Origin of the sequence: Flectobacillus sp., assembly GCF_049240685.1 — a bacterium.
Lineage (GTDB): Bacteria > Bacteroidota > Bacteroidia > Cytophagales > Spirosomataceae > Flectobacillus.
This window is the reverse complement of the sequence record NZ_JBMLSD010000233.1, coordinates 1-10,283: the sequence shown is the minus strand read 5'-3', so window position 1 is coordinate 10,283 and position 10,283 is coordinate 1. Positions and strand designations below refer to the sequence as shown.

7 protein-coding genes are annotated in these 10,283 nt (G+C 36.3%); 6 read left to right on the top strand and 1 reads right to left on the bottom strand.

Annotation, left to right across the window (positions count from 1 at the left end; all coding sequences use genetic code 11):
* Positions 1 to 595: 595 nt before the first annotated feature.
* Together ACOVQ4_RS10740 and ACOVQ4_RS10735 are read left to right on the top strand one after the other, a co-directional pair.
* Positions 596 to 3,133: a TonB-dependent receptor gene (locus ACOVQ4_RS10740; RefSeq protein WP_421820643.1), complete on the top strand. Its 2,538-nt coding sequence runs from the start codon at positions 596 to 598 to the stop codon at positions 3,131 to 3,133.
* 493 nt (positions 3,134 to 3,626) lie between these two features.
* On the top strand, positions 3,627 to 4,736 hold the full coding sequence (locus tag ACOVQ4_RS10735) for a hypothetical protein (protein WP_421820642.1): 1,110 nt from the start codon (positions 3,627 to 3,629) through the stop codon (positions 4,734 to 4,736).
* A gap of 495 nt (positions 4,737 to 5,231) precedes the next feature.
* On the opposite strand, the gene ACOVQ4_RS10730 is transcribed toward ACOVQ4_RS10735, so the two are convergent.
* A complete protein-coding gene (locus ACOVQ4_RS10730; protein ID WP_421820641.1) occupies positions 5,232 to 5,996 on the bottom strand; it encodes a hypothetical protein in 765 nt (254 codons plus the stop codon).
* A 210-nt stretch (positions 5,997 to 6,206) separates the two neighbouring features.
* On the opposite strand from ACOVQ4_RS10730, the gene ACOVQ4_RS10725 reads away from it, so the two are divergent.
* From ACOVQ4_RS10725 to ACOVQ4_RS10710, 4 genes are all read left to right on the top strand, one after another.
* The gene (locus ACOVQ4_RS10725; RefSeq protein WP_421820640.1) at positions 6,207 to 7,052 is read left to right on the top strand and encodes an SMP-30/gluconolactonase/LRE family protein; all 846 of its coding nucleotides are present in this window, start codon (positions 6,207 to 6,209) and stop codon (positions 7,050 to 7,052) included.
* A 99-nt stretch (positions 7,053 to 7,151) separates the two neighbouring features.
* Positions 7,152 to 8,348 (top strand): esterase, encoded by a 1,197-nt coding sequence (locus ACOVQ4_RS10720; RefSeq protein ID WP_421820639.1) that lies wholly within the window; start codon positions 7,152 to 7,154, stop codon positions 8,346 to 8,348.
* Between the two features lie 376 nt (positions 8,349 to 8,724).
* The gene (locus tag ACOVQ4_RS10715) at positions 8,725 to 9,279 is read left to right on the top strand and encodes a thioredoxin family protein (protein ID WP_421820638.1); all 555 of its coding nucleotides are present in this window, start codon (positions 8,725 to 8,727) and stop codon (positions 9,277 to 9,279) included.
* Positions 9,280 to 9,560: 281 nt separating this feature from the next.
* The gene (locus ACOVQ4_RS10710) at positions 9,561 to 10,148 is read left to right on the top strand and encodes a hypothetical protein (protein WP_421820637.1); all 588 of its coding nucleotides are present in this window, start codon (positions 9,561 to 9,563) and stop codon (positions 10,146 to 10,148) included.
* Positions 10,149 to 10,283: the final 135 nt, after the last annotated feature.

Sequence of the window (10,283 nt, the reverse complement as noted above, 5' to 3'; positions counted from 1 at the left end):
AAGTATTCAAAATTATTATTTGAATACAAAATTAAGCTAAAAAAGCATTATTGAGTCTATTTGTCTACATTTTTTATTTTAAAATAAAAAATGTAGACAAATAGACTCTAGGCAAATGAGTATTAGGTTTAAACTACTTATTAGACAAAACAGGGTTTTCTAGTTCAAGACTTAGTCTTGAACCCATTTTTTTAACAGTTTGAAACTGTCTTTACAAAACTCAATAAAAAAGATAACCTAAAGGACGCTTTATCGTTTTGTACAACAATCAGAGGTTTAAAAGATTTGGGAAGTATACAAAGATAACTTTCTGCGGAAGGCTTAAATCCGAAGCCCCAAAGTATTAAGCAAAAGGCCAAACTTTGTGCTTGATTAAATACGATTGTTCTTTATCTTTGCAAAAATGGTCTTTTTTAAAGGCTATTTTTTTTACAATCGTTATTTTTATAAAAATATAACGATTGTGAATTTATTACTTATTAAATTTTGAAAAATCACTTCCCTCAAAAATTGTAAAAGACCTTGAAATAGTGCCTTGTGAGTAGGCATTAAAGATAAAAACTTTACATCGAAATGTTTTTAAAACTATAACGATATGAAAAAACTGTTTACTGTTATAAGTTTATTAACTTTTTATCAAACATACAGTCAAACTACCAAAGATACCACAACGCATCTATCGGAGATTGTCGTAACGGCCTCTCGTTTGCCAATGTCGATTATGAAATCGCCTGTGAGTATTGAGTTATTGGACGCTCGTGCCATCAAATCATCCCCTGCACCAAGCTATTTTGAAGCAATCGAAAATCTGAAGGGTGTACAATTGCTTACCTCTAGTTTGGGCTTCAAGGTATATAATACACGCGGATTTGCCAATCCTACCAACGTACGATTTGTTCAGTTGGTAGACGGAGCCGATAATCAAGCCCCTCACATTGGAGCACCAATAGGGAGCGCATTGGCACCTACCGATTTGGATATCGACCGTGTGGAGCTTATTCCCGGAACGGCCTCGGCTTTGTATGGCATGAATGCCTTGAATGGTATGGTGCAAATTTTATCTAAAAACCCTTTCGATTATCAAGGTTTTTCTTTTCAACAAAAAACTGGAGTTAATCATTTGGGTGATGCCAATACCGCTGCACAACTTTTTACTGAAACTTCTTTGCGATGGGCAAAAGCTTGGAATAACCAATGGGCAATCAAGCTCAATCTCAATTATCTAAAAGGAAATGACTGGATTTCTGACAACAATCAAGATTTGAATCCTAATGGGAATGCCTCTCTAGGTTTGCTTGGTGCCGACAACCCTGCTTATGATGGCATTAATTCTTATGGTAACGAGTCGTCTAATCGTCAGACTTTGACACTCGGGGCAAAACGTTATTCTATTGCCCGTACAGGGTATACCGAAAAGGATATTGCCGATTTTTCTATCCAAAACATAAAGGCCGATTTGACCATTGGCTTCAAACCTAGTGCGAATTCTGAACTGGATTACAGCTTTCGAATGGGGTATCTCAATAATATTTATCAGCGCACCAATCGCTTTAGGTTAGATAATTATTGGGTATCGCAGCATACGCTTACCTTCAAAAACAAATCTCTGATTCTTCGTGGCTACATGACCACAGAGAATACAGGAGATTCTTACAATATTCGTTCGATGGCCGAAAATATCGACCGTAGTTTTAAGACAGACGCACAATGGTTTAAAGATTTTAGTACTGCATTTTTGGCAAGTACGCAAGCGGGTATCACTACCACGCAGGCATTAAAAGAGGCAAGGCTCAAAGCAGATGCTGGTCGACCACAACCACATACTGCAGAATTTGAGACTTTAATCAAAAAACTTGGCGATATCAATAACTGGGATATTGGTGCTGCCTTGAGGGTAAAGTCATGGATGTATCATGCTGAGGGGCAATACAACCTGACTGAGGAGGCCTTAAGTTCTTGGAAAGACCGATATGGAATAAATATCTTGTCGGGTTTTGATTACCGACTTTATCAGGTGTATCCTGATGGCAATTATTTTATAAATCCAGTAGAGCCTGGGAAAGATTTGACCTATTACAAATACGGTGCTTTTACGCAAGTGACAAAGTCGTTGATAGATAATAAATTACAGGTAAATTTGAGTATCCGTGCCGATAAAAACCAATATTACGATTGGCAGTGGAATCCACGATTAGCCATAGTATTTTCGCCGACCGACGACCAGAATTTTCGAGTATCAATCCAAAATGGATACCGATTTCCAAGCTTATTTGAGGCTTTCTCTAATGTGAATAGTGGAGGTGTCAAGCGGGTGGGAGGTTTGCCCGTGATGTCGAAGGGTATTTTCGAAAATTCTTATTACAAAACCTCTATTGATGCTTTTCAGGCCGCAGTTACGAGCGATGTCAATACCAAGGGCTTGACGGTGGCACAGGCCATTGAAAAGAATAATGGTTTAGTGAAAAAAAATGATTATACCTATCTCAAACCCGAAAGAGTTAACAGTTTTGAAATAGGATATAAAGGTAATTTTTTGAATAAAAGACTCCTTATCGATGTAGATTTTTATTATAATGTTTACCAAAACTTTATGGCTCAGGTAGAAGTATCTACCATAAAATCTGGTTTTACGAATGGAGATTCTTTGGCTTATTATCTCAACGACCGAACCAAGCAAGACCGTTATCGTTTGTGGACGAACTCCAAAAGTAGGGTTTATAATTATGGGACTAGTATTGGTGCACGCTATCAGTTTTATAAAAGCTTTGTGATGAATAGCAATATATCTTTTGCTAAACTAGACAGAAAAGAAACCAATGATGGTTTGGAGGAGGCGTTTAATACACCACAGTGGATTGTGAATGTGGGGTTTTCGAATCGTAATTTGGGTAAAGGCTGGGGGATGGCTTTGAACTATAAATGGCAAGATGCATTTGTTTGGCAATCGTCATTAGCAACAGGCGTAGTGCCTTCTTACAGTACAGTCGATGGACAAGTGAGCTATGAGTTCAAAAATCAACCTGTGGAGCTAAAATTAGGTGCAACCAATTTGCTCAATCAATATTATTACAACTTTTTGGCAGGGCCAAGTGTTGGAGGTTTTTATTATTTGAGTGCGACGCTGAAGCTTTAGAAAAATTATTCGGCAATTTATTTCTGCTAAGATGAAAATCAAACTTAGTAGAAATGTTTGGTTTAAAAAATAGAAAAACGTTATTAGTCTGATTACTGGACAAAATTGAATTCTCTAGTTCAAGACTAAGTCTATACACCTGAATCACACTTTCTCATTTTGTTCCCGATAGGCATTATACTGTATGCCTTGAGCGAGAAGTAGCAACGTATAATTAAACATTTTGTAATTGCCAACCGACTATTCCCGCCAAACTCAGGTATCATCTCAAAAACTTACTTTATTATGATAATATTGTAGGGCTAATGTCTTTAAAATCAATAAATAATACTTTTTTAACAGTTGTAGAATCTTCTCTTTAGAATGAGGCTATATTCGGTTTGACTTATATTTAATTTTATTAAATGAGTAAATTTATCTAAATTGTGTGTTAAAATAAATCTATATTCCTTGAGAATGATGTTTTACATTCATCTCCTAAAACGAATTAATAATGTTAACGCAATTTGTTAATTTTTGTACTAAATCTGCAATAAGAGTATCACTGGTAGTTAGTTTAATTAGTATTTTGTATGCTTTTCCTCAGTTCGAAAAGCTGTCAAAAGATCCTAGCGATTTGTTTTTGACTATTTTGCAGAAGCAAATTCAAAATCCATTTAAGCCATTGGCCGAAACCCAAGTGGTGGCTTATGGTCCAAACAGAGCCTTTCGTCTGACTGCTCCAATAATTGGTCAACTATTCAGAAATCAATCTATCAATACTCAGGCCATCGGCATTTGGGTATTTGGCGTATTGGCGGGATTGAGTTTCTTCTATATGCTGTATCGCTATCTATTAGAAAAGTATGGTTCCAAAGAAAAAGCATTTTATTTTACCCTAGGATCATCACTTCTTTTTGTAGGTAACTCATTTTTTTTCGACATGGAATGGTTTATCTCTTTTGCCTACTTCTTTATTCTGGCAGCCATGTTGAGTAAAAATCCTATACTTTCGGTGGTATGTTTGTTATTTGCTTTCCTTACCGACGAGCGTGCCTTTATTGCATCGTTCTGTGTTCCTTTCTTTTGGGTTCATGGCGATAATCGTAAGTTGTGGCCGAGTCTGCTGACTTATGGCGTAGGAGTGGTCATTTATTTAGCAATTTACTTGACTTTAAAGTATCATTTTCATTTGGGATATGCTACAACCAATGACTTTTTTACAAGAATTTTAGATCAGTTTAATGTGATTCCGATGACATTAATGTTGTCAATCAAGAGTTACTGGTATTATTTAATTTTCTTTTTTGTTCCGCTCAATGGTCGGATGCCAATCCTTCATCGATTAGCAGTTTTGGGCGCAATTGCAGTGTTAATATTCTTTTCTGTTTCTATTGCAGATACTACTAAATCCCTTTCGTTTTTATTTTTCTATGCTTTTAGCTTTTACTGTATTGCCGAAAATCAAATCTCAGCTAAAGAAGTGCGCGCTGTGACAATGGCGGCTTTGTTTATTCCTTCTTATATTTTTATTGGTTGGACTTATGGATTTGTATCTCCGATTGGGTACAAACAAGCCACAAATTTGTTGGCTAGAGCTATTACTCACTTTAAGAAGCCATAAGTAAATTAAGTAAGTGGGCAAAATTTTTAGGCATAAGGCAAGGAGTGTTAAATAGCTTTTTCGTAACTATATATAGGCTATGCCGATTGCCAATAGCTGAAAGCCGAAAGTTCGAAATTTGAATTTAGCAAATTGAAAATGTGAAAGGTTGACAATGAGAGGCTTTTGTTCACAATTTATCACTAGTTGTATACGAGTGTTGCTAAAAATATCTATTTCGAATATCGGATGTGAGATTTCGGAGGTATAATTTTCTTTATTTTCTAGAAAAAGAAAAGTATTTTACTTTATTTCCAAAACCCCAAATCTGCAATTGTTAGAAAGCCTTCGTACAGTTCTAACTCGTAATTCAGCATTCATAATTATCATATTAGATTTTACTTGGCAAAAGGTACAATCGTAGAGACGCAATGATGGCGTCTCTACGATTGGAATATATTGCATAATTGGCCTGTTCATATTGCCAAACCAAAAGAGAAAATAATACCAAATTTGTTACAAATTCTTAAACGCATCTAACTCTAGTATCGATTTTGGTTTGAAAGGTTCAAGGCTTTTGGTTTCTATCACGTCAAAGTTTCGAATATCTACATAATCGTTAAATTCTTCGCTAGTGTTGACAATAACCCCACCCAACAAGAAAATACGCTCGCAATGAAATTCATTGAGGCTCATGCTTACCAGCTTTTTTATTTGCTTGTCTATAGCCGTATAAGTATAGTCAGTAATGGCCTTTTTGGGGTTTTTGGAAGTTAGAATCTTGTGTTTGAAAGGCATTAAAGTTTGTTCAAGTTGAATTTGCTGGTAATCATAGTGAACACTTTGTGGTACGTAAGTATCTACATCATCATCACTCTGAAATCGTTCGAGTGCCAACATCAAAGCCCCACACGAGTTAGTTAATCTTTTTTGACCAATGCGGCGCATCATACCAAGATCACCTTCGTCGGTGATACCGATATGTGGACCATAAAAAATAAAAGCATCTCCACCATCGGGGATATGATGCGAAAAAGCCACCATTCCTGTAAAACCCGAATAGGGCAAGCCCCCTAATCCTCCCATTGTGAACGGTCTTGATAGTACGCGACGGAAGTCGGTGGATACATTGACGTCATCTGAACAGACCGATGTGGCAAAAAGCATTTTTTTTAAATCAGAATTATACTCTTTTTCAAGAAGCGTTAAATAGCTTTCGGTAATATCATCACCGCTTTTGGCATTCGGATAATGAGCAGTTACTTTTTTAGTGATTGCCATAGTTGATTTTTGTGATAAAAACAGTAAAAATTAGACTTCCTATCGTTTTAAAGATGGTAGTGTGTATGTGGCTTTACTGCATTAAAAGAAAGATAGGCGCAATTGAATTTCGAATTTACCAATTTTTCATCAGAGACTAGAGATTCAGGCTAAATTGTCTTTAACTTTCAAAAAAATCATTTAAACGTTACAAAAAATATACAATAATTCATGAAAAAGTCTAAAATCCTCTTGTCAATCCTATTATCTGCTGGTTTGGTTTCAAAATCATATTCACAAAAAATACTCACCAAAATTTGGGAAACAGATACGCTGATTTCGACTCCCGAATCGGTAGTTTATGAACCAAAGGATAAATCTTTATATGTAACTTGCATCAATGGGGCACCTGTAGCAAGCAATCAGCAGAGTTTTGTCTCAAAATTAGATTTAAACGGTAAAATTATTCAATTAAAAGTAACTGAAAATCTGCATGCAGTAAAAGGGCTGGATGTTATGGACGGAAAAATCTATGTTGCAGAGATTTTCAAATTGGTTGAAATTGATGCTAAAACAGGCAAAGTTTTACACAAATATGAAGTTCCGAATGCTACATTTTTGAATGGGGTAAGTGTTGATAAGAAAAACAAAATTGTGTACTTCACGGATATGCGTTCTGATAGAATTTGGAAATTGGAAAAAGGACAGTTGGTAAAAGTAGCAGAAGGCGAACCTTTGAAAACCCCCAATGGTGTGTTTTTTGAGCAGGATAAACTAATTATTGGAAACGGCGATGGAAAAGTATTAGCCTTCAACCTAAAGACTCAACAGTATTCCACCATTGCGGAGGGAATGGAAAAACTTGATGGTATTTTGTCGGATGGACAAAAAGGCTATTTTGCTACCGAGTGGAGAGGGAAAATCTGGCATATCAGCCCAGAAGGCAAAACGCAATTGTTGTTGGATACCGTAGATGCCAAAATGAATACCGCTGATATTGAATATATCCCTAATCAAAAATTATTGTTGGTACCAACTTTCTGGAAAAATAAAGTAATAGCGTATAAAGTCAACTAAATTTTTTTGGAGTATTCTCCCAAAAACTTTGCACAAATAGCAATCTTTCAAATCCACAACTTTTATTCTTAAAAAAATCAAACTATCCAACTATTTATCATGAAAAAACAACTTTTATTACTTTGCTCACTCCTCGTATGGGGGATTCAATTGGCTGTGGCGCAGGAAGTACCCAAAGAACTAGAAAACATTATTTCACCTGAAATTAATGCCGACAAAACGGTTACATTTCGATTCTACGCGCCTAAGGCAGATACCGTGAAAATAAGTTCAGATTTTTTGCCACCAGTTAAAGTCATGAGTCGATTTGGCATTGTCGATGGTCCGGGCACTATCAACTTGACAAAAGATAAAAATGGACTTTGGACCTACACCTCCAAGCCACTAGAATCTGAGTTATATAGTTATACATTTGTAGTGGATGGTGTTCAGACTACCGACCCCAATAATCCCTATGCGCTAAGAAATTCGGCTTCGATGACCAATATTTTTATGGTGGATAAAGGCCGAGCAGATTTATACAAAACCAACGAAGTACCACACGGAACTGTAACACACAATTGGTATCCGTCGGTGGGGTTAAAAATGAATAGAAGAGTAACAATCTACACACCAGCAGGGTATGAGCAATCGAACGAAAAATATCCTGTTTTGTATCTTTTGCATGGCGCTGGTGGCGATGAAGAATCTTGGGCTACGCATGGGCGAGCTATTCAAATTTTGGATAATTTAATTGCGCAAGGCAAAGCCAAGCCTATGATTGTGGTGATGCCTAACGGTAATGTAGTACAAGATGCTGGCTATGGCTATGGGAAAGACGGCTTTTATAAGCCACAATTCTTATTACCTCAATCGATGAATGGCGTTTATGAGGCTAATTTTATGGATATTGTCAGTTATGTAGAAAAGACTTTTCGAGTAAAAAATAACAAAGAGAACCGAGCTATCGCAGGTTTGTCGATGGGAGGATTTCATACTATGCATATTAGTAGATACTATCCCAATACTTTCGATTATGTTGGCTTGTTTTCAGCAGCTATTATACCTCGCGAAGATGCGACGGGTAAAGTTTATAGTAATTTAGACGAAACGCTGAAAATACAAAAAAACAACGGTTTCAAACTTTATTGGATTGCCATCGGCAAAGACGATTTCTTGTATCAGGCTAATGTAGATTTTAAGAAAAAACTAGATGGAATAGGCTTAAAATATGAATACCTAGAAACAGGAGAGGGGCATATTTGGAAAAACTGGAGAATCTATCTTGCCGAATTTGCACCAAGATTGTTTAGATAATCCACACATGAGTCATCCCCAATTTAGCGATTATGTTAAAATTTAGATTCTCCAAGTAGGGACGCAATGCTTGCGTCAATTTTGCGTTTCAGTCTCAATGCTTGCGTCTCTACTGCTAGAATACTAATCATTCTTCATTCAATCCCTAAATCTGGGATGACTCATGTTTGTGTTAAAAATCAGTTAGTGCTAATCCTTTAAGAGTGAATCTTTTGGTAAAAAATAAGTTAAATTAACCTTCCAAAATTATCCAGAAACTTAAGCTCCTTTAACCAATTTCTACCCGAATCAACCAATTCAATGTTACTTCATTGGAACTCTTTGCCCTGCATTGGCTGTAATATCTACAAACAAACATATTATTGCCAAAAATATCATGAACTACCTAGCATATAAAACTTTATTCGAAGAGATTTTATCAGCCGAAACACCTGCTGCTCCCTACGACAAACCAGATTATCTGAACTACACCAAGCTTAATCAGTCAAGAATGAAGCGTTGGGATAAGCATTTGGTATTGTCAGAGGCTATTTTGGGTAAACTCCAAGAAATTACATCGCCACAGCATTGGATTATCATTACCGAACCTTGGTGCGGCGATGCAGCGCATATTGTGCCATTTTTGATTAAAATTACAGAGCAAAATCCACTCCTGACTTATGAAATTCAACTGAGAGATAGTGAGCCATTTCTGATTGAGCAATATCTGACTAACGGAAAAAGCAAAAGTATTCCGAAGCTGATAGTAAGAGACGAAAAAGGAAGAGATCTTTTCGTATGGGGACCTCGCCCCGAAGGTGCGCACTTGTTGATGGAAGAATTACAAGAAGCAAAGGCGGATTTTGAAACCATAAAAATCAAATTACAAAACTGGTATAACGACAATAAAGGAGAGGAAATTTGTAAGGAATTAGCTCATTTGATTAGATAAGCTTTTCTTTGTGATTTGGGCTTTCAGCTTTGGGCATTCGGCAAAAACTTGGCTGTCGTTACTAAAAAAACATGTAACACTCTTTGCCTGTTGCCCAAAACCGAGTACTTAAATTTACTTTTGTGTAAGTAAAAGGAAAGATTAAATTAATAGTATCTATGAGGTAAAATTTGACCATAATCTTTTGATTATGAATATTTTCAGGTAATCAATGTGCTGTTAACTGATAACGTTTTCCTACTTATTTACTTATTACTTATAGATTGTTTAAATAGACTAACATGATAAATATTAATTCTGAAATAACTTTTCCTTTAGAGAATACCCTTTTTTCATTTGCACTAGAATCGGAAGCTGCCGATGTTTTTGAAGGACAAAATGTAGTATTTACTGGAATTGGAAAAGTAAATGCTGCCTACGAACTAACCAAAGCTATTCACCAACAAAAGCCTGCGCTGATTGTCAATCTTGGAACCGCTGGAAGCAACTATTTTGCCAAAGGCGAAGTGATTTGCTGTACCAAATTTGTCCAAAGAGATATGGATGTGCGTGGGCTGGGCTTCGAATTATATGAAACACCGCTCTCGGGCGTACCTCCTTTATTAGAATATGGTTTGGAAATGGAAACGCTAAAATTAGGTATTTGTGGTACAGGTGATAGCTTTGAAATGGGGCATGCCGAAACCATTTATAATGTGGTTGATATGGAAGCATACGCATTAGCGCTGATTGCGAAGAAAGAAAATATCCCATTTTTATGCCTAAAATACATTTCGGATGGTGCCGACGACAATGCTGCCGAAGACTGGACAGAACAAGTTCATAAAGCTGCAATGGCCTATGGGAAATTATTGAAGATTTTGAAATAAACCTTTCTTATGGTACAGATTATTCATAAACTTGATAGTACTAAATAATCGTGCAGCATTAGATTTAAGTACTCGGCTTACGGCTTTCAGCTTTGGGCATTCGGCAAAAGCATATCTATTGTTACTAAAAACAAT

Excerpts from the sequence above, each read along its gene's own strand:
- ACOVQ4_RS10740 (WP_421820643.1), top strand. The coding sequence starts at position 596 with ATGAAAAAACTGTTTACTGTTATAAGTTTATTAACTTTTTATCAAACA.
- ACOVQ4_RS10735 (WP_421820642.1), top strand. The coding sequence starts at position 3,627 with ATGTTAACGCAATTTGTTAATTTTTGTACTAAATCTGCAATAAGAGTA.
- ACOVQ4_RS10730 (WP_421820641.1), bottom strand. The coding sequence starts at position 5,996 with ATGGCAATCACTAAAAAAGTAACTGCTCATTATCCGAATGCCAAAAGC.
- ACOVQ4_RS10725 (WP_421820640.1), top strand. The coding sequence starts at position 6,207 with ATGAAAAAGTCTAAAATCCTCTTGTCAATCCTATTATCTGCTGGTTTG.
- ACOVQ4_RS10720 (WP_421820639.1), top strand. The coding sequence starts at position 7,152 with ATGAAAAAACAACTTTTATTACTTTGCTCACTCCTCGTATGGGGGATT.
- ACOVQ4_RS10715 (WP_421820638.1), top strand. The coding sequence starts at position 8,725 with ATGAACTACCTAGCATATAAAACTTTATTCGAAGAGATTTTATCAGCC.
- ACOVQ4_RS10710 (WP_421820637.1), top strand. The coding sequence starts at position 9,561 with ATGATAAATATTAATTCTGAAATAACTTTTCCTTTAGAGAATACCCTT.